Here is a 24,258-nt window from a genome sequence, read left to right as displayed (position 1 = left end):
AATAAGTACAATTAGGGAGAGGTTGCTAAAAAGCCAGATATTAATCTGGCTTTTTGTCGATGGCTTTGATCGTGTTAATTGTTTTTTACTGTCTCTTAGTTGTCGACTTGCTGCTAATGCCCTTAGGTTCTTTCTGTTTTTCTTGAGCAATTTTCTGCTTACTTTTCTCCGATACATCAGGACCCCATAGACGAGCTTGCTCGGCTCGGAAGTTATCTTTGAAATTTTTGGTTCGCTCGAAACCGTCTTCAGCAAAAGCGGAACTCATAAATCCAGTCAGTACGATACCAATAGAGAGGAGTTTTATGAATTTCATTGTGCCCTCGATGTTTACTAGGTCTGCTTAACTAGCAGCCTTTGTGGTTTGATAGTTTAGGATTTTGAAGCTAACAGCAGGGTGAGGGAATCATTACAATTTCGTAATTTATGCGTTTGGTGAAACGGTATAAATTTTGTGTTTGTGAAAGCTCCGAAGCAGGCTATTTTTCTTTCATAACCTTTAATGTGATATCTAAGCCATTGATGTTTTTGGATTTTTTGCCACTAGTGGAAGCTAGCCATAAACGATCTAAAGACTGTGTAGCAGCGATTGGATATTTTTGTTTACGCATCGAAGCTAACGGCTAGATTAGCTGGCATCTCAAATGCGGCGCCGTTGGCGGTTAGTCAAACTGGCTGTCGAATTTTTTTGACTCCGTCTGTGGTTCACTCAGAGGGGCGTGAAAGAGTTTAAGGCGGGGGGGGGGGGGGGCGTGCCGATAAGGTCGCGTTATATGTGGCTGCTCGCCATATTTTCGGGTAGGGCTGCCTTCCCCTCTAGACGTCGAGCTAAAGACCAAAACAATACGGCAGCCCTCAGGCATTAAAGCTTTCAAGTAAAAAAGAGAGCTCTTCTAAAATCGGCCCCCTCCATATACGGGACCTAGGCTGCGCCCATTTGCGTTTGCTTCATTTGGGTGTCGGGAAAGTTGAGGTGAAACCAGGTAAAATTCTGATCAGTCACTTCTACGCTCGCAGAACCCTGATGCAATCCCATAATTGACTGTACTATAGCTAGGCCCAGACCCGTACCACCTTCATTTCGTGCTCGGCTTTTGTCTACACGGTAGAACCGCTCGAACAAATGCACCTGGTGTTCCTTGGCGATTCCGCGCCCCGGGTTACCAACACTCAAGGTAGTTCCGTTAGCACCGCGTTGAACTTTCACGTAAACCGTCCGGCCTCTTGGGCAGTAGCGAATCGCGTTCGAGACAAGGTTCGAGATGGCTCGTTGAATCATTATCTGATTGCCACGCACCACGCCATTTCCTGTGAGCTGGAGTTGTATTTCGCCTTCTTCGGCCGTAATGCTGAAGAGGTCGCAGACCCGCTGAATTTCGTCGAGCAAACAGACATTTTCGAATTCTACCATTGACGCGGGGTGGCTGACCTGGGCTAGAAATAGCATGTCGGAAACCATTCGACTCATGCGGTCCAACTCTTCCGTGCACGACTCCAAGACTTCTCGGTACTCAGGAAGAGACCTTTCCCGGGTCAGCGCAACCTGAGCCTTACCCATGAGATTGGACAAAGGTGCACGCAGTTCGTGAGCAAGATCGTCCGAGAACTGCGATAGCTGCTGAACCCCATCATCTAGACGCATCAGCATGATATTGATTCCATCGCCGAGCTTCTTCAGTTCTGCCGGCATCCCCTTCGTTGGTAGGCGATGATCAAGGCTCTCGGTGGAAATTTTCGAGGCAATCCTCAAGAACTTGGTCAGAGGCAGTAGTCCTCTGCGCACAGTCCACCATCCAATGGCCAAGATCAGCAAGAGAATAAGAGGCGAGACCATCAGCGCCCAGGTTAGCAATGCATCGAGCAGGGCTTGGTTGGCTGACTGGTCCATGGTCATGAACACACTAACTTCGGTTCCATCGCCTAGATTCATTACTCGCGAAGCGCTAAGTAGCGGGCGACCCGTGGAGTCACGCCACTCGTGCTGTTTAACCTGCTCGGTTGGCTTGAACTTGTGCACTTCCAGGTTGACTGCCTTCGAACCTATTGAGAGCAGTGGAGTTTGCGTTTGTCCTGACTCAAAGATGCTGACGTACAGATTATTGTGCCCCATGACCAAGTCAACTAGCTGGTGCGCGTCTGGATTGACATCAGCGATACTAGTGATAGCGGATAGGTTGTGAGTCATACCCGCCATTTTCACTTCGAGGTCCATTCGGGAGTTTCTCTCGAGAGCTTGGCTCACCATCACATACCCAAAGGTGGCGAAAAGGAGGAGCAGCGCTGCGCTCATCAAACCGACTTTGAATCCCAGCTTCACAGCCAGACTGAACGGCCTCATGCGCGCTCCTCCAGAACGTACCCTATGCCTCGAAGTTTATGTATGAGCTTGGTCTCAAATGGATCATCGATCTTCGAGCGTAATCGCCGGATAGAGACGTCAATAACGTTATTATCGCAGTCAAAGTTCATGTCCCATATCAGCCAGATGCTCTGAGAGCGTGTAAGTGCTTTGCCAGCTCGACTAATGAGAAGGTGCAGGAGAGCAAATTTCTTGGTGTTGAGGTCTATGCGTGTAGATCCACGGAACACCCGATGGCGCACAGAGTCGAGCTCTACATCCGAAATTCTCAGCGCGTTTTTCTCAAAAAGCTCGTCGCCACGTCTTTGCAGCGAGCGCATGCGAGCAAGCAGCTCGGGAAACTCGAAGGGCTTGACGAGGTAGTCATCTGCGCCACCGTCCAAACCCTTGAGCTTGTCGTTGGTTCGTCCCCAGGCAGTCAGCATAATGACGCGGACCCGGCTGGTTTCTCTAATGACTTCCAAAAGGTCCAAGCCATTGATGTCAGGGAGGTTCACATCGAGAAGCAGAAACGAATAAATATTAGTATTGAATAAGTGAGCGGCATCAACACCATTGTTTGCTATATTTACGATGTACCCGCTTTCAGAAAGGCCCTGCTGAAGGTATTCTACGTTTTTGGTTTCGTCTTCCACAACTAGAACGCGCATAACTTATCTCAGGATGTGAGTAAAATAATAGTCCAATCGGCCGCCAGTGTGGTTATACGCTGATTGGTAGTACTGCTGTGTGCTTGGTGTTTAATTTCATTATTTATTTTCATGCGCATTACATTAACTCAATAATAACTGATCCTAGCGCGAATTGGCTAAATGCGCGTAAGCTTTGCAAATTTGTAATTTTTGCGCAATATTATTGATAGTTATGATAAATTGATTGTTTGGAATAATCGAGAATCTGTCAATGGTAAGGTTTTTAAGGCCAAAGCTGGCGGATGCCTTCAGTGCGCGTAGCAGGCGAATCTGCCTGAAGGCTCCTTTAATATTGGCCGCCGGTCAACTCGATTAGTCGTTAAATTTAGAGGTGGCAGTAATGCATATTTAAAAGCGCGTATAGTCTTGGGGAACGCATCTTAAGTCGATTTTTCTTAGGGCTTCTGCCTGCAAATACAACAATTAGCGTCATCAAAAAAACGACTAGTGTGAAGGCTTCGGAGCATTATCATGAAAGGCTGCTTGCTCCATTTGAATCGTGCAGTGATGAATTTCGAACGATTTACTCACCGCGTCAATGACTGATGCGAGAATAACATCTCGATTTAATGAATCTCGCACGACTACGTGCGACGTCAGGATATTGCGGCCACTACTTAGAGCCCAAACATGCAGATCATGGACCTCCATGACCCCATCTACTCCAAGTATCAGGGACTCTATTTCCGCAATATTGAGATTGTCGGGTACCCCTTCCATAAGTACCCCCCAAGCTTTCGCGCAACAACTGCCAAGTACGTGGAAACACCCATATACCGATTGCTACGGCGACAATCGTATCGACCCAGCTCCAACCTGTAAATCGGATGACAAGTGCCGCTATGATCACGCCCAATGAACCAAGCATGTCGCTCCAGACTTCAAGATAGGCTCCCTTGAGATTCAGACTTTCACTGCTGGCAGAGGAGAGCAGACGCATCGATATCAGGTTCACAAAAAGACCCCCAATTGCGATCCACATCATCGCACCGGTAGCAATCTCCGACGGTACTAGCAAGCGCTGATACGCCTCGTACAAAATGTAGGCAGCGACCATAAAGAGTAATAAGGCATTGAACGTTGAGGCTAGGATCTCTATGCGAGCATATCCAAAAGTCCGTTTCTGGTCCGCTGGCCGCTTGGCTATTTGGAGAGCAATCAGTGAAATTGCCAGAGCAGCAGTATCTGTGAGCATATGTGATGCATCAGACAGCAGGGCTAGGCTGCCGGTAACGCATGCTCCGATAACCTCCGCAATCATAAAAATACCAGTCAGGGCAAGCGCCATGAGTAGTTTTTTCTGGTGTCCTTCACGTAGAGCGGCACCGCCATGAGCGTGATTGGATCCCACATGCTTCTCCTTGCCTAATGTAGTGGTTGGCTTCAATCTAGATTCTCATCGCTACAAACAAAAACACAAATATGGATCCTACCTTTCAGAACGGCTAATAAAACTCATTTAAACTAATTGTAGTTTAGGATGAAAGTATGTTGTTGGTATGCGATTTTTTGCAGACCTGCGTCTCCTCTAGCCGGCGATACGGTGCTAGTCAACAGCCTACTTTGACACGGCTCAAAAAAAGAAGGTTCCGCTGGGATTGTGTCAGAATTGTAATTCTGCTGTAGCTATCTCGTTATCCGTCGTCAAAAATAATACGGCTAGCTAAAAATTTACGCTACGTAGCGGTGTCGCTAAGCACAGACACGAAATTACCTCAAACTCCTCGCAACGCTGCTGAGTAACATAATTACCTAGTTTTTTAACGCCGGCCGCGGTCAATATTTTCATCGCAAATTCTGATTCCTTAATCACTGAACTATCTCGTAAGGAAGAAACCGCGGGTTTTGAAATGATGCTCGGCGATACGGAGCTCGAGAGTGCCGTTCGATGTGAGGGGTTAGGTCGATGACACCGTTGAGATGCGGAACGGACTGAGGCTTAACCATTAACACCGATTGTCGAAAGTGGTCGTCGCTACCGACCCAAAAGGGGCGAATGGCGGTAATTTGGATGCCGCTAGACGCTGGCATCGTGTGCCGATTACCGACAGCGTAACCTTTCATTCTTGAAGAGTCGTATTTACCTGAGTCAAGCGACATGCGTGCTCACCCCAGATCGCAGCGGCTTTGCGACACGCTTGATTCATTCGCACACCTAGCCAGGTAGCAACTTGAATATTGGTTGTGGGTGAGGAGGTTATTGAAGTGAAAATCGGAGTTAGCGGCGCCGGCAATATTGGGGCTACCCTTGCCCGCAAGCTCGTCGCGTGCGGCCATGAAGTTAAGCTGGCAAATTCGAAAGGCCCCGAAAGCCTTCAAAACCTGGTCAGTGAAATCGGCGCACACGCTGTGACCAAGGAAGAGGCAGTGTCCGAGGTAGGCGTTGTGATCCTCTCGATACCCTTCCCAAAATATCCAGATCTCAAACAGACGTTAAAGAATGTCCCCGAGAAAGTCGTTGTCATTGACACGTCCAATTACTATCCGGGACGCGACGGGGCAATCATAGAAGTTGACGACGGCAAGCCCGTGAACGTTTGGGTAAGCGAGCAGTTTAGCCGCCCGGTCATTAAGGCTTGGAACGCCGTCCTTGCAGCGACTCTTGCCGACAATCGGCAACCAACTGGATCTTCGACACGCATTGGCTTACATGTAGCAGGGGATGACACTCATGCAGAGGCCGTCGCGCAGGATCTCGTTGAGGATACGGGCTTTATCGCGCTTGCCGCTGGTAGCCTTGAAGATTCGTGGCGTCAGCAACCAGGAACACCAGCCTACTGCACCGAGCTAACATTGCCGGAGCTGAAGATGGCGCTGGAGGCGGCAGACAAGGTACGGGCACCTCAAAACCGAGACGCACTTATCGCAAAATTTATGGTTCCCGGCAGTCAGTTTACAGATGAGCAAATTGTTGCCACAAATCGCGCTAGGACGGCCTGACTACCGGATTAGGCGGGATTCTTTGCTAGAATTTCGCCTAATTGATCTAGTCGCTAAACTCATCTCTTTACGTAAACAGGGCACTGCAGACGCGTGCCTAACTCAGCGTCTGGATGAGGCCGCGAATTTCCTAACCTGTCCTGTATCGCGGCCTAGGCCACGTCACGTTGTTCAAGCATCCGCTCAATCTCAGCGCCAGCTAAAGCGTCGCAAGCGTGCGGCGTGGTCTACTACCGATCTCAACTATTAAGGCGTTGGCGTCAGGAAGGCGTGTTTACCGGACGCTTACCTTCAAGGAATTCCGGGCAACACAGAAACAAGAACGCCGATTTGATTGATGATGTTCGTGCGAGCAAACACATCTAACAAACCGGCGTTCTTATGTGCGATATTATACTTTTCTTCCTTTTTGGGAGGGCTTTTCTGTCGTTAACACAAAGCCTGATGGTGATGCCCTCCAGATCGATCTGACTCCCCGCGCCAAACTAGACCGTCTCGTTTTGAAATAGTGGGCTGTGCCCAGTGAGAAAGATTTGCCCCAGGTATTTGGGGCGAAGGGCAACGGCGCCATCGGCTTGTTCTGCCGTCATTTCGAGCTCCTCTACGAAGAAGTCCCAAAGCTCCTCATTCGTCGATACCTCGTTATTGGCGAGCTGATCTTCGATGTTTTCAAGGATTTGTTGGGTCAGGTTATTGAAGATTAGATTCATGTGCTGCTCCTGTTGAGTCGAGGAGCGCCCAGGAGGGAGCCTCTCATGAATGTGCCGATTGGCTTGGCGTATCGCCGGCATCGTTAGGTATTGGAGATATTCCATACCTGCAGTTTGAAGTTGTGTAAATAGCCGAGCTCCGAGAGCCGACTGCACTGTTGGCGTAGTTGCTGACGATCAACAGTTGTGTCCAGCCTGACTGTATAGCTTAGAGGCCAGATTGTGCCGAACAACTCGGCATCTGCCTCGAGGTCGTTGGTTGCGCCGGTCGGGGTCATCCCGAACGGGGCATCCTCTTTTGATACCTGTTTATTGGTGGCCGGTAGGGCGGGCGGATTATTACGCTGCACAGGCTTGGAGAGGTTGGAAGAAGACTCTTCATCCATAGGGTCAGGCTCGTTTGGCGAGAGCCTGGCGGCGTCTTCTGGTGTCAGATTGTCGACGTCGTCGAGGCTCATGCTTTCCAGCCTTGCACGGATCTCAACGATCAGGCGGCCTGCTGTGGAGTAATACGAAGGACGGATCTCCGTTATCAGAAAGTCGCCTCGGTATTTGCCTTCATCGTACTGATCGAGGAGTGCGTCTTTGATCACGAACTCACCGATAGAGGTCGAAAGCCGTCCGACGTTGAATTCGCCATTACGGCCGCTGATGGTACGGATGGCCAGTTGGCCGGGGATGTTGATCATGGGCAGCTCCACACTGCTACGAATGAAAAAAGCCCGACAGGTGTCGGGCTTTGGGCAGTGCTGTGATTGTCGAAGGATTACGGGCAAGAAGTATGAGTTTCTTCCTTGAGTGAGATGTACAGATAGAAAACGCCTGGCGGTGATTCTATACGGTCAAGTTTTAGGTCCAGCCAGACTCGATCAGTGCTATTGCCGGCAGGCAATAAACGATAGAGGCCGAAATGGATCTGTGTGCTGTCAGGTTGCAAGTGCAGTTCTCGGTAGGCCTCCAGGACAACTTCGCCCAGTCGCTCACTGACAACACTTGCATCCTGAGGGTTTTCAATATGCACCGCTTCCTGCCAGGCCCGGGGTGTTAAAACGACCGGGAGCTTGAGCAGGTCAGACGACACGAGGTTAGTGGTGCTTTGCATGTTTATCTCCAGGTGTGAGAAACCACCCGGCCCGTCCGGGAAGTGGTTTCCCGGTTAGGTATGTTTTGGTTATGTCAGGACCAGCACACGTGGCGTTGTGTCCAGAGGTTGAGGTCAAAAGCTTGTTTCGCGGCATATTCGCTGCGGTAGTATTCTTCGGACTCCCTTGATACCGGTTCAAACTCATCAGCGGTACCAATGTAATAGCCCGCAGCGCTCTTCAGTATTTGGAGGGGGTACTCGATACCGCACTCGGCGAATGCAAGTTTCCCGTATGCAAAATCCGACACAATGTATGGTTCCGGTGTTATTAGCTGCTGCTGGTCTTCTTCAGTAAAGCGTGACCAACCGCCACCATTAATGGCCGCGTTCACTCCTTCGCCCCAAGCTCGACTGAGCGCAGGAACGGTTTTGAACAGCTCGGGTACGATCGGCTGGCCGGCGCGGTACGCGTCGGCACCCAGAATATGAGCCTCGATCTCAGCCTCATATTGGGTAATCTCGTCGCCATAGATTTCCGCTTTTGCATAAGCAACGCGTATATCGAGAGATTGCGTAAATAACGTGTTCATAAAGGTGAGTCTCCAACGGACGAGAATCACCGTGCCCGGAAGGGAGGTGTTCCCTGCGGACTTTGATAATAATGAAGGCACCCGAAGGGTGCCTTTCAACAAAGTGAATCAAGATGCCGTACGCTGCTGTTTAGCGGGCGTTGGCTTGGATTGTTCCTCTGCTACTGGCTCGGATGCTTCTTCGCTTGCGAGCTGTGCTTCAGGTTCCGCTTCGCCGTCTTCAACAACTGGTTCTACTTCACGAGGCTTTGCTTCATAGACGGTTTGGCCATCCACCTTGATCCAGCCGATAAACAACAGGCGTCCCTTGAGGCTTGCTCCAGGTTGACCTTTTTTATCGCCTTTCTCGTAGGTAAATGCGTCGGTCCAGATATCACCGATGCGGAAGCTCACAAGGACCTTCTTTCCGGCTTCAACGGCTGCTTGGCTGCGACGAATCAGCTTTTCAGCTTCAGCGCCGACCACGTTGCAGTCGATATAGGAATACTCGGCATCATCCATCGAGCCGCGCAGAGCCGCAACGGTAACTGCCATGAATGGCTTACCTTTGCCGCGAGGTTTCACTTCACGGATACGGTTGAGATAACCGATACCAGTGGTGTGAAGGTCGAAGAATTTTGCTTCGTTGGATTGATTAGTGCTCATGGTGATTCTCCAGTTTCGAAATAACAGAAAGCGGAGAAACACTTCGCCCTAGGGGGAAAGTATTCCCCGCGAGGGTGGGTGGAGCTTAAGGTTGTTTAATGCATCAGCTTCATTGCAGCAATCATTACACCGACAGCTGCAGACAACATGACGCCCATGCGAATGGTGAGCTTGACTTCAAGCTGTGAAATCTCAGATTTGAACTCTGCAGCAAGAGCAGTTAAATCTGCCTTGGTAGCCAAACGTGAAAGCATGTCGGTCTCCAAAGCTTCAATAACAGCATTTGCCTTCTGTTCCGGGACGTTAATCGAAATCAACGCCTGGTAGAGAGCCAGTTCAGTTTTCATCAGACCTCCAAAAGTGAGAGGCCTGCCCTGACGGGGTAGGCCCGTCATGGGTGGGAAAGGTGCTTCCATCGACTAAGTCGACTGATCGCGCTACCGGAAGCTATGGCGATCTTGGGAGTGGATCAATGCAGAAAACCGCATCGTAGTCTTGCGGATCCAGACTACTTGGGCATGTTGCTGACGACGTCAGCGATACATGTGCAGATCATGGAAATACGATTGTCGCTTGTCAAGCCCCTACCGTGAAAACTCTGAGGAAACCTTCCCTTTGGGAAGGCTCCCTACAGAGGCGAAGGACGCAGACTTAGCAAGTTGCTGGCACCAACGAGCGTGCAGCTGGCTTCTTACGCGGTTTCCGAGCTGGCTTTTCGACCACTCGAGTGTTAGCCGCGTACCAAAGGTTCAGGTCGACACCTTTACGAGTTATTGCCGGTACATGATCCATCTCACGTACGAGACGCTCAGGTACGCAGGGCGGTGGAAGCAACGGAGCTGCTTTGGTATGGATAGCTGTGGGCGCAGCGCTGGTTTTCTTTACCGCACGCAGAAACTGTCGCGTGATGGTGCCAAGCGCGAAACCGAAGCCATAAGCAAGTTTGGACATGGTGATTCTCCTGCAGGTTGAATGCGGAGAACCCACTGACCCCGTTGGGGAAGTGATTCCCCGCGAGGTGAGTTGCATAAGGTGCTTCCATCGACGATTGTCGACCGACCGCGCTACCAGAAGCTCAGCGGTCTTGGGCGGATCTGACACGAACATCGTGTCGCAGTCTTCAAGATCCTGACTGCCTGGGCATGATGCTGACGACGTCAGCAAAGCACGTCCATATCATCGAAGGGGGGATGGTGATGTGTCAAGCGGAGAGGGATATTTCGCGGAGGGCAAAGAAGGTTCAGGTCGACAGGAGAAGCTACCGAGAGTAGCTGGGTCAACAGTCACTCTCGGATGTAGTAAGTAGCGTCTTTCAGAAAAAAATACCACCTGTGCGGGATGAAGGCGTTGTTGATCCCTGGGCTGTGATCTGAACGTCTTACTTCCAACACCTGGCCGATTATCGTGGCTGAGGCCAGCTAGCATAAGGCACGCATCCGCGCACAAAGGGAGCCCTGCGTTTCGCCGGCGGGCCACCGGCAAGGAAAAGCAGCTACCAATAGGTAGCCTGATCATCCTTTGCAAGATGATCAGGCTACCTATTGTGTGAGCTTTAAAAAGTGTGGGCCACAACACCAGTGTGGCCCTTAGACTACGGTGCTTCGAACCTCAACAGAGCCCTATGTGCCTTTGAACTCGCAATTCACGAGTTAGACGGCTGCGTGTCTGGCTTGAACAGGGAGACACAGGGAGAGCTCTGAACCAGGTCCGCACGCCCTTCCCGGAGCTATGCGTGCTTTGGGGTTGGTGATGAGGCAAGCCGCATCACCGGGCGCTACTGATGACCGCCAGTAGCCAACGGGGTGGAAACGTTGTTGTGATCATTATGTTGATAGGCCGGAGCTTATGCAACCCGGCGCCTTTCAAAGTCGGTCGACTCAGACTAATTGACTGCGACGACCGCACCTTCGGGAACAGGGGACGGAATTGCTATACCGGTCGCCCCAGTTATCTGTGAAATCAGCATTCCTGAACGCTTTAAACCAACGGTAGTTGTCTTTGTCAGGTCTACCAGCACAGAAGGCAAGCCTGACGGTGCAACCCCATCAAAATAAGTATAGGCCGTTCCTGATGAGATGTAAGAACCTACGCCCACAGGTTTCACAAACCACCCAGGTAGGTTGAGCGCAGAATCGCTCGGTACTCCGCTGAAGCCCGGGTTGGCCTGGGCATATTCGGTAGCGGCAGATCGGTACACCAGAAAGCCGCGACCCAGTGAGTCGAGGGTAGCGTAGTCGGATGTACGTTGGTCCTGATGTTGGTTCTCCATGAAAATGCTGGAGGCAATGAGCACAATCATCAAAACGAGCCATTGCATTGTCATGATATGAGCTCCATCCACAAAATGGTGGTTGTTACCACCTACGCGTCAATAACAAAACTATTTCGTGAGGATAATCAATGTTAAGCAAATTCCTACTAGGCCAAGCGCAATGACAGTCCACTTTGCGGCTCGCTTGATGCTCATTGGTTTGCGTTGTGGATTGATTAATTCCATAGTGGCGATCTTTTTTACTAAATAACGACCAGAGGCCGTTGGTTGTAACTTGTAAGTGAACTCGCCGACCTCGAATGCCTCTTTTTCTTCTAGTGCGCGACGCCATAGCACAGTTGAGCATATCCTGCTTCGGGTGCTTAGCCAGGTCTGTAATTCTCCAGCACTATACTCAACGTTATTCTCAAGCGTCTGCACTGCAATAATCCCCATAAACATACTATAAAACGTTTTTGAAATTTTATAAATGGATGCTTTATTTGAAGCAGCTCCAATAGAAAAGACCTGGCCAGGAAAGTCGAGATGTGGAGAGAAACCATCCACTTGCATTTCTGAAGATGTACCCAGTCTCACTATCCCCGATGCCAAAAGCGCCAGTTAAAGAGCATGACTTCCATGTAGTGTCGCCAAGGGAGCAGGTCACACTTCCTCTGGCAGGCGCCTGGCAGGTGCCCTGGATCAGCTGGAATTCCCACCCACCTGGTCTTTTCCATAAGCCTTGTTCGCAGGACAACGTTATTCCCGCGGCGCTTTTTGCAAGAAGGGTTCGGTCACTGCACTGTTGCCCCTCGGTAGCTATGCCTCCCAGGGACAAATATTCATTTGTCTGAATGCGATCATAGGCCGTTATCTTGCCCGTCGAGGTTATCTTTCCACCCCATAGTTCACCTCCGGTTGAAAAGTTTTTGTCGTTATAAACTTGGACCCAGTTGGGGCTATTTTGATAAATCCCGCCTCCCCATTTTTCGCTGTACCAGCCTGTGTCACCACGTGTTCTGAACCAACCACCTGTGCTGGTATCACCGGTAATGGTTGCAGTAGCGGCATTAACATTGGCTGTGGCGATAACGTTTCGAGCTGTAATGTCGGCGTTAGCTGTTATGTTGCCTGACGCTGTGATACTTCCTGCGTTGTTAATATTGTGGTTGCCCATCGTGATATCAGTATTCATCGTGTTGAATTCTGGATGATTGGGCACTGCGTTTCGATATAGATAGTCATTAGCCAACGCTCCATCCATAAGAAAAAGTGCGCTAGCTGTATGTCCTGGGCCAGGAGCTATAGCATAGTTACTTAGTGCTACCTGCCATCCACCCCGCACGCCCTGGACGATGTTCGGATTGGCAGAAGAGATGAACCCACCAGGTCCTCCGAGATTTTCAGCGATGGTTCGAATACCCATTTCAGGAATCGTCTGCCCACCTGTAGTAACCACAATCACTTCCAGTTGATTGGCGTTGGGTTTCCGGGCGAGGCCGACAATGGTCTGCCCAAAGGCGTTAGTGGGGCTATAACCTGCAGGAAGGTAGTTGGTGTTGACGAGCATCGGAACGGTTATTTGCACCGGTACGGTTGCTGCCGCGTTGGCCAGCACCACGCTGTAGTTATCCTTCAGATATTTGGCCAATGCCTCTGAAATGGTTCTCTGTTGATCAGCCGCAATTCGATAGTCCTGAGAATCCATCTGCTTGATTTGCCATGCGATCGCCAAAGTGACGACAACGGAGAAAACGGCCAATCCGATCGCCATGTCCAAGCTCAAGAACCCCCGCTGCTTGATCCTACTGGTCATTCCAGAGACTCCTTGATGATTGGTGAGCGATGTCGTGATCGAGCATCGTGATCTTTCCTGCATGGACTTTCTCTCGGATGCCCGGTCCGTCATCGCCTGTGAAAAGCAGGCTCTGCAGGGTTAATCGACGACTTCCTTCGTTGCCACTTGATAAGGACTGGTGAAGAACAGCCACCAACCCCTTGGAGAGCAGCTCTCGGGCGTTATTGAGTAACGGCTGAGCCAGGGCTGATATACGTTCAATGCCTTGAGTAACGCTGCCGGCATGACCTGTGCTGATAATGAGATGGCCATTGATCGAGGCTTGAATTACTTGTGCTGCTGTCGAGCTGTCGCGAATTTCTCCCACGAACAGGAAATCGGCTCTTGTGCGCAGCGCTAGGATCAAAGCTTCCTCGTATCCCCCCATCCGGCGAGAGACCGGAACTTGAATGCAGCGCCCACTCCCATGCCTGCCATTCAAAAATGGTTCTGGAGGATCCTCTACAGCCACACAAATGCCTCCCCAGGCCTCGAGACGTGCTTTCACCAGTGATGCAGCACTTGAGGTTTTCCCTGTGCCCATTTCCCCACAAATAAATATCAGGCCGCGTACCGTGTCGCTCATCAGCGCGTCCTGCAGATAGTCGGGCAGACCCAGCATGTCCAATGGACGGATCTGGACTGAGGATTTGCTTACGACAAACACAGGCTTGCCATTCAAATCCAGCAACTGGGTTACACGAAGGACGACGCCATCTTCAATTAGGGCGAACTCTGGATCCTGGGTTGCCTTGTGCTTTTCCTCGCACTGCGCCCGTAAGCGCTCAAGGTCTGCCCGCCATTCGGCGGGCGCTTCAACCCTTCGTGCCTGCCCAGGGAGACCTTTGGCGTCGGCAAATCCATCGCCGAGGTACAGGTCGACGAATTCAGCATCAGAGATCACGCTCACACTGAGTTCCTTAGTACGAAGTCCAAGCGATGGTATTGGCGTCCGAGGAGCAGCTGGTCGCAGCTGCCACCGCAGTGATTTCGCCGGCAATTGCAGTGCCGCCATTGATCGCCGTCGTTGTCTGTTTGTCCTTGGCCATGTTCGAGGCAAGGGTGATGCAGGCATTTTTCGGAAGGTTGGATTCTGTGATGGTGAAGGTCATGCCGTTGCTCATTACGGTCACTGCGCCGTTCCAGCGGTTGGACAGGGCATTACCGTTGATGCTCATGCCGCCAGTTGCCTCGAGGTTGATCAAAGAAGGCGCCAAGTTGGTGCCTGCCGTGGCGTAGCCCGTGGTGCTTTTCAGTCGTTTGGTATTGCTCAGCAACGTGCCGAGATTGCTCTGTTCAATGGTGACGTCCGAGCTGCCGAACGTTCTGTAGCCCATGAACACGATGAAACCAAGTGCCACCGCGATCAGCATCAACCAGAACATCCCGTCCAGGGAGAGAAATCCGCGTTGGTTGTTTTGAGTGTTTGTTGGCATTTCCAGTACCTCATTTAGGTTTGATTTAAAGCGTTGCAGTCACATTGCCGGCCAACTGGAAGATCCCGACCACTACCAGAATCATCATGACCCCCATGGCCATGGAGGACATGCCGATAAGAGATTTGGCGATGGCTTCGACGCGCTGAAGCGTTTGCTCCAGCCACCGGTTGGAAAACCGTTCCATCGACTCAGCGAAGCCTTTGCGGGTGGCGAGCACTTCCAGAAAATGCATCGCCATGGGGTCTGGGAATTGATGACCCGCAAGCTTCAATGCGGTACCGAAGTTTTTGCCGGCGCTCACTCCGTAATGAATGGCGCTCAGGCGCTCTTTCAACCATGGAGAGGCATTGCGTTGAAGAGAGGTCAGCGCATCTAGTTGGTTGATGCCGGAGCGCAGCATCACAGCCATGTTGAGCAGAAAGATCGATCCGTGGAGCGCCTTGTAGACTGACCAAGGCGGGAGCCTCTCTGCTCGGACTCGCAGGACCTGGAGCAGCTTGTTCAACTGCAGCTTCCACGAAGGGCTGGCGGCCGTAATCTGAAGGCCGCAAAACACGGGTAGAGTGATGATCGATATGAGGATAAAGACGATTACAGCTATCAGCGTCACTAGCCCGTAGTGGGTCACGAAATTCGATAGGGCATAGAGGAAGGCCGGCACGCCGGTCCACGCCTCGGGGTTGGAGCGTCGTGTCATGGAGGGCACCATCCACACTGCAATCACATACAGCAACGCCGCCATGACGCTCCACACCATGGAGGGGAAAACGGTGGCGGACGCTACGAGTTTGCTGATCCGCTGACGTACTTCGATGATCCTCACGCAGTCCCGAAATGCCTGCACCAGGTTGCCGGTGTCTTCCCCGGAAGCGATCAAAGAGTTCTCGTCATAGGGAACCCAGCCTTCGCAGGAAATGCTCAGCGATTTCCCACCTTTTACCGATTGCGCGATATCCCTGCAGGCAAGGGACACTGGATGGAGCTTCTGCCCGTTATCGCTGAATGCTCTGGCCACCGTGTGCAGTGCGTCTTCAAGCGACACACCATCCTCAAGGATGCCCATCAGGCTCTCGTAGAACTGGATTCTTTCGTTTTTGCCAAACTGCTTGGCATAGAAGGTCTCTGCCCAACGATTCAGCATCGCTCTGACGTCACTCAGCATGAGCGAGCTCCAGGATTTGCCGGTCAAAGTCCAACGGCCCCACCGTCATTTCGGCGTGGCGGGGGTCTACTAATCCTTGTTTCAGTTTGATGATCGTGTGTGCGGTCTTGGTAATACCGCCCATTTCCTTGACCCAGTGGCGACGTGCCGCACTTGCACCCTGCCCATTGAAAACGCGCATGAATTCAAGGTCGGTGAGCAAAGTTTCCGCAACCACCGTGCGACCGGTGATGCCCAAGCCTTTGCAATGCGGGCATCCCGGTCCTTTGAGGTAGGTCTCATCAATCGCTTCCAAATCGCGCAAGTGCTGCACCAGCGCACTGTTGAGCTGCCCGAGATGCTCGCGTGCGGGGACGCGGCAGTGGGAACACAGCACGGGCAAGAGGGATTGATTGACCACGCTTGTCATCAGTGCAGGATCAGTAACCAGGTGTCGGTCTACACCCATGTCGATCAGTCGTTGAAGAGCTGCTACAGCGTTGTTGGTGTGCAGTGTCGTCAGCACCAGGTGACCAGTCATACCGCCGCGGAAAGCCGCTTGTGCTGATGCAAGGTCCCGGATCTCCCCATACATGAGAATGTCAGGGTCGAGTCGCATGGAATTGGTGATCCCGTCATTCCAGGTTTCACCGGCGCCCAGCGGTGACTGATTGGCGAGAAGTGGATATTCAGGTGGATCTTCCATCGTCAGAATGTGTTTTGTTCCACCGCACTCTTCGTGCAAGAGGTTCAGGTTTACCTGCAGCGACTTCGATTTGCCGGAACCGGTGGGTCCAGTGATCAGGTTCACCCCATAAGGCAAGCTGCGGATGCGGCTGAATGCATCAATTTGCTGCGTCAGGAAACCGAGATCACTAAGCGTCATTTTGGTTTTGTCGTCATACAGCAGACGCAAAACCATCAGAGGGCCATCTACGAGCGGCCGAGTGGCGACTCGGGCACCGAACAAACCGAGTTGGTCGACATAGGCGCGTTTTACCCTGGCGTCCTGGCTCACCTGCGGCTGGTAGTGGTCTTTCGCGACATCGCACATGCTGTTGTAGAGGGACGAGCAGAGCTCCATGCCCACCTGGCTCTGGTGCTGTTCTGCCTCCCACAAGAGCCCGTGGATGCGAAAGAAGATTCGAGTGATATCGTGACCTACGACAAAGTGGACGTCGCTGGCATTGCGCCGGTGGGCTTCTCCTAAAAGCTGCACCACCTGGGCCTGGCGCTTCGTCTCAGTCGCCGATAGTGCTTTACCATTTGCATCATCATTGGCGCGGTAGAGTGCCTTGATTGTGCTCATCGAGCAGACCTTGACCTCAAAGTGGTGATTTTCGTGTTCCAGCTGGTCCTCGAATGCCATGACATAGGCATCCGTTTGGTGTTGGGCTGACACATACAAAATCCCATCGCTGGTCAACGCACATAGTTGACGCAGCTCGGGTTTCAGCTCAAACGGTCCACCAGGGGCCGTCAGCAGTATTTGGTGCGACGTCAGTAGGACTGCAGCAGACTCATCACTGTCAGGCTCTATGACATCTGGTTTTTCAGTCAGGATCGTCATCGAACTTCTCAATCAACGTTGGCCAGGGATCAGCCCAGGCGGCATAGGTGCTGATGGGGTAATGCTGGGGGCTGAATTGTTAACGTTGCTCAAGCTGGCCGGGGGCGTACTGGAAAAGCCGAGGGGGTAGCGCTTACCGCCACGCTCGAGGGTCACGTTTTCGACGGAGAGGATGGCCATGCGATAGCCACCGGGTAACTCCCGAGATGAGGCATCTGCGTCTACTTCAAATCCGCTGCTGTAGAGCAGAGTCGCACGCAGCCGTTTTGCTGAGCCGAATACCGCTTTCACGACAGGCAAGTCAGACTGTGTATCACTGCTGTGCGCCGAGGCTGCAGCCGGCTGTGTGAGGTTTCCTTGAGAAAAAAACACAGTTGACGGCTGCGTCGTCGCACTTTGGTCTTCGCCCTTGATCGATCTTTCGGCCTTGGCCTTCTCGGCTTTGGCATTCAACAAGATCGTCTGGCTTTGAATCTGGGCCAGCTCGCCGACGTTCACCCCAGATAGGGTGTTCTCATCTGCCCAGCTCGATGGTGCCCCTAACGCAAGGATGGAGCACAAAAAGCACAGCGCTTTATTTCGCATATAGGTCACCTATTACTGACCAGACAAGGTGGCCGGTCTCATATTTGGTTGTGATTTCGCGCAGCCGTAAGCCCTGACTGGGTGCGCCGGATAATGAGTCCAGCGGCGTAATGCCAGTGGCATAGCTCAGCTCGAATTGCTTCCATTGAGGCGGTGGGGGCGGCGGTGGCGCAGGTTGGCCCGGTATCGCTGGTTGAATGGGCACAACGACCGGCACTTCTTTCAGCACTGGGGTTTGAGTGAAGCTGTGCAGCCAAGACGACAGGTTCGCCAACATCACGATGGCGTCTTTTAGAGGCTCATCACCGGCTGCGGGTAGAGAGATGTCGAATTTCAACGTGGCCGAGTTGCCCTCGTCAAAGAAGGCCGGCCGATCAGAAAAGTGGCCCTGCGTCGCCTGTATCAGTTTGTCGGCCGTGCTATTGCCCGAGCGCTTATAGGAGGACAAAACCTGTGCGCCGTCGCAGACGGCACTCGTGAACTGCCATCCCTGAATGGACAGAGGCAACTGATAAATGACGTTGCTGCAACCCTCCAGGAAATCTGCAACAGATGGACGTTTGGCCCAAGGGTGTTCAAGCGCTTGGGGCGTCTGTTCCATACCGGATTCTTTTTGCAGTCTGGCCAACTCTGCCAGGCGTTGCTGTTCAGCCTGGAAAGCCGCCTCTTTGGCTATCTGGTCCTGATGGTTCTGCCATTGAGCCCATCCGATGATGCCGGCAGCGATCAGCACGCCAAGAACCGCCAGCTGTACAAGTTCTGGTTTGGATAGCCCAAAGACGAGTGGCCGTAGCCGGTACTCGCGTTTTAGATGCGACGGCTGAAGCAGCTCTGCCACGTCCAGTGGTTGACCGCCCATATCGAACTCTGGGGGCAGGTACTCGTTGTCGAAGTTGATCCCACGACTGCGTTGTTGCGCGACTCGGCGGCGGACCTCAGCACCAGTGCCGATCATGTCGCAGCCAGAGATCACGCCACCTTGATACACAGCAACGAGGGCATATTGGTCAATCTCGCTTTCAGTTTTCCAGGCCGCGATCCATGAGTCCCCCAGCTGTCCAGCCAGGGTGGCCGCGAGCGAGTACATCCCTTTGATGACCTCCTCGCTGCGCGCTACAAAACCTGCCTGAATAATGGCTGGTGTTCTTCTAATGGCGACAATGTCGAGGTGGTGCTCACGACCGTACTGGCGCGCTTCCTTCATGTGCCCGGTGACACTACCCAGCGGATGCCAGCGCAGACCGGTGACAAATGATTTTCCACGATACTGGAGTACCTGGACTCGAGCAGAGCGTGCATTTTTTGAGGTTTCCGCAACCATGGCTTACCCCTTGGAACCTGTGCAATGCAGCAGTGGGGTAGGGCAAGAGCCCCAAGGCTCGTTGGCAGCAGGTGAAATCACCGCGCTGGGGCTGCCTGTGTCGCTATCAACAACAGGAGTAATCAGCACTACGAGTACGCTGTGCCCTGTGGTGCGGACACGGCTGCCGCCCAAACCGAAGAATCCAGGATCCCCTACGCCAGACTTGGTTGCGTTTTCGCTGTTCTCCTCAAAACCAGTCAGTACGAGGGTTTGACCGCTGCGCAATTTGACCTTGGGCGACAGATTCTTGGTGTCGTAATCCGCTGTCTGGACACTGGAGCCGTTGCTCGTAAAAGTGGTGAAGGTCGGTTTGCTACTCATGCTCAGGGTGATCATCAGCAACATGTTGTCCTGGTCGATGATTCGAGGGAGCAACATCATGTTGAAGCCGCTGGTGATAGTCGCGGGGGTGAGCGAAGTAGACGATCCAACGGAAGCCGTAGTGGTTGTCGAGCTTGATGCGACATAGCTCTTTACGTTGCCGATCTGGATGGGTGCCGGCTGCAGATTCAGCGTGGTGACCGACGGCGAGCGAACGTTCGAGATTCGGCCCTGTTCGGAAAGTGCTTTGATGATTAAGTTGGAGCCAGCCCAAGGAGACTTCGACGTGTCCAAAATACTCAACGAGCCCGACACCGCGCCCGTGCTTATGCCGGTGGTGGCATTCTTCAGCGAAAAGCCCCATTTGTTGCTCAAGGACGTATAGACAGCCGTCCAGTCCAGGCCGGTCTGGTCTGTGTCGGTGAGAGTTACCTCGAAAACTTTGACGTTGAACAACACCTGACGGGTGATACTGCTGTTGATCGAATTCAGGTATTTAGCAACGTTTGAGAGTACTTCTGGTCGATCACTTACCGTCAGGGTGCCAGTGGAACGCGAGAGGAACATCCGACCTTGGGGCTGTTGGCTCAGCATCGCCTTGACGTTTTTTTCAATGTCTCCGATCAGCGAGGTCTTGATGGTAACGGTGGTGCTCTGGTTGCTGCCTGATTCACCCGATGCACCTGTCGACGAAGATCCGCCGCCACCACCACCGGAACTGCTCCCGCTGCCTGTAGCGGTCAGCAAGCCCGACTTCACTGTGCTTTCAATGACCTGGTCATCACCAAATGCCCAGACGTCGAACGTCTTGGTGTCGAAGTAAGTGACATGCACGCTTCGATCATCGGAGGAATAATTCCACGCTAAGCCCAACTGGGAGGTCGCTTGATTCAACAACCCTGACAGCTTGCCGCTGTACTTAATGGGGAATGTGTTGGGTGCAGTCAGCCCAATCGAATTCATTGAGCGGGCGTTGCTCGGAACATTGCCGATGACGCCGGCGGGCATGAAGTTGGTCAGGTTGTCGGCAGAGCCCAAACCAGGTGGAACTGCAGGTCCTGAGTTGCCCTGCGTCGAACTGGAAAGGACACTTGGGTCGATTGCGTCAGGGGCTACGATGACCGGTACACCACATTCACTAGTGATGTACTGCGCGATCTCAGCGATCCCAACGTTATATGAGGGGCGATAGGTGATGTCGCAATCCATGGTCAGCGGTAAACCACGCTTGGCGACCAGCGGTTTTTTGGACACCCATGGTTTGTCGCTGAACACCACCGTAGCGCGCGCGGACTCTTGCTGCTGATTTCTCAGAAATCGGCTGTATTGAGAGGCTGTCGCAGCGTCATTTTCAGCTCGGCTGGCCGATTCATTCACACGCTGCAGCGAACAGGAACTCACCAGTGCGACGATAAGTGACAAGGCTGTGCTTTTGATCCAGAGACGAGCAGTCATCATTTGTTCCTCTCTGTAATAAAAATCAGCCGCTGTGAGGAGTTACTGTCGACCACATCGACCAGAAAGGACCGTGGAGCCGAGTCGTAGAGAGGGAAAATCGACCCAATGGCTTCTTGGAAACTGCCCTCAAATCGAAGTGGAGCGTCAATTGAGTAATCCAAATCATCGACCTGCCACATCAGTTTCCAGCCCGCTTTTTCAGCCCAGCCTTCGACGGTTTGACGAAGGGTTGAGCCAGTTGAAGCCGTCCATGTCTGGGCCAGCGGCTTCGGCGCTGCAATGTCCGTCGCAACCGGCTTTGGCGCTGCAGAAACTGCGGACGGCGCGGTGACCAGTTTCGGAGTTGAAGCGGCCTTGGCATCTGGGTTGCTGGACGAAGTCGAGGCCGGACTCTGAGTCGGCAAGGCAGACGTTTGTTTTGTAGAGCCATCCTTGGTAATCACCGTAGGAGGGGCCACGGTTTTGGCTGGTGCAGCGTTCGCCACAGGGGTAGCGGCTGATGCCGTTGTTGTGAAAGGCGCTGTTTGGGGAACGGCGGCGACTACTACTTGGCTGCCCGCATCATTGTTATTGCTCTTCGCTGCGATAGGCTGTGCAGCTGTCGATGTGTTGAGTTGAGCAATCTGAGTTGATGCAGGACGTGGAGAGTCCGGGAGCTGGTAGCCAGGGCGCAGGACGTAGCACACCTGACGGTTGACCTCGTCGACCTTCACCTGCCAGGCCGGACCTGCGAGCACCTGCAGGGTGTTACGCAGGGTCATAGGGCCAAGTTTATATTGGGCTGCTGGGAGTGGTCGGGTGTAAAGGATGTTGACGTGGCCAGAGTCTGCCGAGCAAAGCGTATAACCTGAACGGTCCACCACGTACTGCATGGCCTCATGCACATTTGGGTGCATGTTGGCTGGAATGCTGATGTCGATAATCTGAGCCATCAGGTCACGTTGGCCAGAATCTGGCAGCGTGCTGACGAGGGTGTAGCGGCCATAGCGCACTACTGGTTCTTTTTCAGGAACGGCGCCGCCAGGATAGAGGTCTGGCGTCAACATGTCCGGATTGCGACTGCTGTCGAAAGCGGGCTTGGGTGTCTGCGCCGTTTGGGTCGTGCAACTGGCGATTAACGCTAGAAGCGAGAGCGTGGTGACGTGCCTGATCATGTGCCGAGAGGCCCCCTGTAATGATAGGGGAACGGTGACAGGCTGGTACCAGCTGCGCAGTAGGAAATAGAAAACTACGTCTATAGGTATTTATAGGCTATACAAAGATGACGCGACCGAGGTGGAAAATTACCTAGTATCTGATCACCCATTTCCATTCACGCTGAGCATTCATTTGCATTCACGCTGACCACTCAATTGCATTCGACCTGACCAGCTATCCTGCCATTACGCCTAGAGTAATGAATCCAAAATCGCGTTCAGCGAACATCCATTCGAACATCAAATCTCCGTCCGCGTGCTGAGGCGATTGTTAATCCCTCCTGGTCGTTACCCTGTGGTCGACCGGTGAGCATTGATCCCCATCGTTAACTCCCGCCACAGGCATTTGTGCAAGCAGGCTGAACGTGGTTAAATCTGCATATTCGATTATCCACATATGCAGAGCGATTGCTTATGAGCCTTACACCACACACATTCTTCAAGTGCTTGGGTGATGAAACTCGCGCCCGGATCATGCTCATGCTTTCGGCTGAGGGTGAGTTGTGCGTGTGCGAGTTAATCTGGGCACTGGACGATAACCAGTCGAAGGTCTCCAGGCATCTTGCCCAACTGCGTGCTTGCGGGTTACTCGCAGATCGGAGGCAGGGTCAGTGGGTTTACTACCGGCTGCATCCCGAGCTTGAACAGTGGGCACTGGATGTTCTGAACGTCACTACGCAGGCACACCAGTCCTGGGTTAACGACCATCAAGGACGGCTGGCTTCCATGGAAGACAGACCCGTGCGCCAAGCCTCCTGCTGCTGACATCCTGATCTGGAACATACTCATGCTCATCGCAGCATCGATTTTCGTAGTTACGCTCGTCTTTGTTATCTGGCAACCCAAGGGGTTAGGTGTCGGCTGGAGCGCGGCAGCGGGTGCCGTTCTGGCACTACTGACTGGCGCCGTAAGTCTAGGGGATGTGCCGGTTGTGTGGCACATCGTCTGGAACGCTACCGCGACCTTCATTGCTGTGATCATCATCAGTTTGTTGCTCGATGAAGCGGGATTCTTCAAATGGGCGGCGCTTCATGTCGCTCGCTGGGGTCGGGGCAAAGGCGGACGTCTGTTTGCGCTGATGATCCTGCTCGGTGCAGCCGTTTCGGCACTGTTCGCCAATGATGGAGCCGCACTGATTCTGACCCCAATCGTCATCGCGATGCTGACGGCGCTTCGCTTCAGCCCGGCATCCACCTTGGCATTCGTGATGGCCGCAGGCTTCATCGCTGATACCGCCAGTCTGCCGATGGTGGTGTCCAACCTGGTGAACATCGTTTCGGCAGACTTTTTTGGCGTGGGTTTCGGTGAATACGCTTCTGTCATGTGGCCAGTGAACCTAGTGGCCGTGGCCGCGACACTGTTCATGCTCTGGATGTTCTATCGCAAGGACATTCCCGCCCAGTACGACGCGGATCAGCTTGAGGCCCCGGAGTCGGTGATTCGAGATCGGGCGACCTTCATTGCTGGCTGGTGGGTACTTGGCCTGCTGCTGGTTGGTCTGTTCGCACTGGAGCCGTTAGGTATCCCCATCAGCGCTGTTGCTGCTGCGTGTGCAATGATCCTGCTGGTCATCGCAGGTAAAGGCCAAATCATCTCCACGAGAAGGGTCATCAAGGACGCGCCCTGGCAAATTGTCGTGTTTTCGCTGGGCATGTATCTGGTGGTCTATGGCCTGCGTAATGCTGGCCTAACCGACTCGCTCTCGGGGCTGCTGAACATATTTGCCGAGCATGGCCTATGGGCCGCTACCTTGGGCACCGGTATCACCGCTGCGCTGTTGTCCTCGATCATGAACAACATGCCGAGTGTGCTTATCGGCGCTCTGTCCATTCAGGGCAGCGACGCTACAGGACTGGTACGTGAGGCCATGATCTACGCCAACGTCATCGGTTGCGATCTTGGCCCCAAGATCACGCCCATCGGAAGCCTGGCCACGTTGCTGTGGCTGCATGTGCTAGCGCAGAAAAATATCCGCATCACCTGGGGTTACTACTTCAAAGTCGGCAGCATCCTCACCCTCCCTATCTTGCTGGTAACGCTGGTGGCACTGGCGTCGCGGCTGAGCATCCCTGTCTAG

24 protein-coding genes and 1 pseudogene are annotated in these 24,258 nt (G+C 52.8%); 3 read left to right on the top strand and 22 right to left on the bottom strand.

The features are described from left to right. Positions 1-85: 85 nt before the first annotated feature. The 4 genes and pseudogenes from ACWHXD_RS24260 to ACWHXD_RS24245 all read right to left on the bottom strand — a co-directional run bounded on the left by ACWHXD_RS24260 (position 86) and on the right by ACWHXD_RS24245 (position 4,402). The gene (locus tag ACWHXD_RS24260; protein WP_019818108.1) at positions 86-316 is read right to left on the bottom strand and encodes a hypothetical protein; all 231 of its coding nucleotides are present in this window, start codon (positions 314-316) and stop codon (positions 86-88) included. Between the two features lie 606 nt (positions 317-922). Further along, a complete protein-coding gene (locus ACWHXD_RS24255) occupies positions 923-2,338 on the bottom strand; it encodes a heavy metal sensor histidine kinase (RefSeq protein WP_019818107.1) in 1,416 nt (471 codons plus the stop codon). Further along, complete coding sequence (locus tag ACWHXD_RS24250; protein WP_019818106.1) at positions 2,335-3,009, bottom strand: heavy metal response regulator transcription factor; 675 nt, start codon at positions 3,007-3,009, stop codon at positions 2,335-2,337. The genes ACWHXD_RS24255 and ACWHXD_RS24250 overlap by 4 nt, the downstream gene beginning before the upstream one ends. Before the next feature lie 486 nt (positions 3,010-3,495). Further along, positions 3,496-4,402 (bottom strand): annotated as a pseudogene (locus tag ACWHXD_RS24245) (cation diffusion facilitator family transporter). Between the two features lie 833 nt (positions 4,403-5,235). Here ACWHXD_RS24245 and ACWHXD_RS24240 point away from each other — a divergent pair. Next, positions 5,236-5,991 carry an NADPH-dependent F420 reductase gene (locus tag ACWHXD_RS24240; protein ID WP_019818104.1) on the top strand — a complete coding sequence of 252 codons (756 nt, stop codon included), beginning with the start codon at positions 5,236-5,238 and terminating at the stop codon, positions 5,989-5,991. 485 nt (positions 5,992-6,476) lie between these two features. Here the strand turns inward: ACWHXD_RS24240 and ACWHXD_RS24235 are convergent, their stop codons facing one another. From ACWHXD_RS24235 to pilL2, 18 genes are all read right to left on the bottom strand, one after another. After that, complete coding sequence (locus ACWHXD_RS24235; protein WP_019818103.1) at positions 6,477-6,701, bottom strand: hypothetical protein; 225 nt, start codon at positions 6,699-6,701, stop codon at positions 6,477-6,479. Positions 6,702-6,784: 83 nt separating this feature from the next. After that, positions 6,785-7,390, bottom strand: a complete 606-nt coding sequence (locus ACWHXD_RS24230) for a DUF3275 family protein (RefSeq protein WP_019818102.1) — start codon at positions 7,388-7,390, stop codon at positions 6,785-6,787. Between the two features lie 77 nt (positions 7,391-7,467). Then, positions 7,468-7,803 (bottom strand): hypothetical protein, encoded by a 336-nt coding sequence (locus ACWHXD_RS24225; protein WP_019818101.1) that lies wholly within the window; start codon positions 7,801-7,803, stop codon positions 7,468-7,470. 74 nt (positions 7,804-7,877) lie between these two features. Further along, positions 7,878-8,375 (bottom strand): hypothetical protein, encoded by a 498-nt coding sequence (locus tag ACWHXD_RS24220; protein WP_019818100.1) that lies wholly within the window; start codon positions 8,373-8,375, stop codon positions 7,878-7,880. Between the two features lie 108 nt (positions 8,376-8,483). Continuing rightward, positions 8,484-9,020, bottom strand: coding sequence for an STY4534 family ICE replication protein (locus ACWHXD_RS24215; RefSeq protein ID WP_019818099.1), 537 nt, complete (start codon positions 9,018-9,020; stop codon positions 8,484-8,486). A gap of 95 nt (positions 9,021-9,115) precedes the next feature. Continuing rightward, positions 9,116-9,367, bottom strand: a complete 252-nt coding sequence (locus tag ACWHXD_RS24210) for a hypothetical protein (protein WP_008437363.1) — start codon at positions 9,365-9,367, stop codon at positions 9,116-9,118. 304 nt (positions 9,368-9,671) lie between these two features. After that, entirely contained in the window at positions 9,672-9,971 is a 300-nt protein-coding gene (locus tag ACWHXD_RS24205; protein WP_073451708.1) for a hypothetical protein, read from the bottom strand. A 931-nt stretch (positions 9,972-10,902) separates the two neighbouring features. Then, positions 10,903-11,343 (bottom strand): type IV pilus biogenesis protein PilM, encoded by a 441-nt coding sequence (gene pilM, locus ACWHXD_RS24200; RefSeq protein ID WP_019818097.1) that lies wholly within the window; start codon positions 11,341-11,343, stop codon positions 10,903-10,905. A gap of 57 nt (positions 11,344-11,400) precedes the next feature. After that, the gene (locus ACWHXD_RS24195; protein WP_124356003.1) at positions 11,401-11,838 is read right to left on the bottom strand and encodes a hypothetical protein; all 438 of its coding nucleotides are present in this window, start codon (positions 11,836-11,838) and stop codon (positions 11,401-11,403) included. After that, complete coding sequence (gene pilV, locus ACWHXD_RS24190) at positions 11,771-13,087, bottom strand: shufflon system plasmid conjugative transfer pilus tip adhesin PilV (protein WP_019818096.1); 1,317 nt, start codon at positions 13,085-13,087, stop codon at positions 11,771-11,773. The genes ACWHXD_RS24195 and pilV overlap by 68 nt, the downstream gene beginning before the upstream one ends. After that, a complete protein-coding gene (locus tag ACWHXD_RS24185; protein ID WP_008437359.1) occupies positions 13,077-14,018 on the bottom strand; it encodes an ATPase, T2SS/T4P/T4SS family in 942 nt (313 codons plus the stop codon). Before ACWHXD_RS24185 ends, pilV begins: the two co-directional genes overlap by 11 nt. A gap of 10 nt (positions 14,019-14,028) precedes the next feature. Next, a complete protein-coding gene (locus ACWHXD_RS24180) occupies positions 14,029-14,481 on the bottom strand; it encodes a type 4 pilus major pilin (RefSeq protein ID WP_171902656.1) in 453 nt (150 codons plus the stop codon). A gap of 88 nt (positions 14,482-14,569) precedes the next feature. Beyond that, positions 14,570-15,709 carry a type II secretion system F family protein gene (locus tag ACWHXD_RS24175; protein WP_019818094.1) on the bottom strand — a complete coding sequence of 380 codons (1,140 nt, stop codon included), beginning with the start codon at positions 15,707-15,709 and terminating at the stop codon, positions 14,570-14,572. After that, complete coding sequence (locus ACWHXD_RS24170) at positions 15,699-17,258, bottom strand: GspE/PulE family protein (RefSeq protein ID WP_019818093.1); 1,560 nt, start codon at positions 17,256-17,258, stop codon at positions 15,699-15,701. Before ACWHXD_RS24170 ends, ACWHXD_RS24175 begins: the two co-directional genes overlap by 11 nt. 12 nt (positions 17,259-17,270) lie before the next feature. Continuing rightward, entirely contained in the window at positions 17,271-17,843 is a 573-nt protein-coding gene (gene pilP / locus ACWHXD_RS24165; RefSeq protein ID WP_008437355.1) for a type IV pilus biogenesis protein PilP, read from the bottom strand. After that, positions 17,833-19,164 (bottom strand): type 4b pilus protein PilO2, encoded by a 1,332-nt coding sequence (gene pilO2, locus ACWHXD_RS24160; protein ID WP_024073376.1) that lies wholly within the window; start codon positions 19,162-19,164, stop codon positions 17,833-17,835. The genes pilP and pilO2 overlap by 11 nt, the downstream gene beginning before the upstream one ends. A gap of 3 nt (positions 19,165-19,167) precedes the next feature. Continuing rightward, positions 19,168-20,982 carry a PilN family type IVB pilus formation outer membrane protein gene (pilN, locus tag ACWHXD_RS24155; RefSeq protein WP_019818091.1) on the bottom strand — a complete coding sequence of 605 codons (1,815 nt, stop codon included), beginning with the start codon at positions 20,980-20,982 and terminating at the stop codon, positions 19,168-19,170. Continuing rightward, entirely contained in the window at positions 20,982-22,139 is a 1,158-nt protein-coding gene (pilL2, locus tag ACWHXD_RS24150; protein ID WP_019818090.1) for a PFGI-1 class ICE element type IV pilus protein PilL2, read from the bottom strand. The genes pilN and pilL2 overlap by 1 nt, the downstream gene beginning before the upstream one ends. Before the next feature lie 456 nt (positions 22,140-22,595). Between pilL2 and ACWHXD_RS24145 the strand changes: the two genes are divergently transcribed. Continuing rightward, positions 22,596-22,946 carry a metalloregulator ArsR/SmtB family transcription factor gene (locus ACWHXD_RS24145; protein WP_008437351.1) on the top strand — a complete coding sequence of 117 codons (351 nt, stop codon included), beginning with the start codon at positions 22,596-22,598 and terminating at the stop codon, positions 22,944-22,946. Positions 22,947-22,968: 22 nt separating this feature from the next. Then, complete coding sequence (locus ACWHXD_RS24140; RefSeq protein ID WP_008437350.1) at positions 22,969-24,258, top strand: arsenic transporter; 1,290 nt, start codon at positions 22,969-22,971, stop codon at positions 24,256-24,258.

It is taken from the genome of Pseudomonas fjordensis (assembly GCF_976987115.1).
Note: the sequence above shows the minus strand (reverse complement) of the source record. Positions and strands in the feature narration are given on the sequence as shown.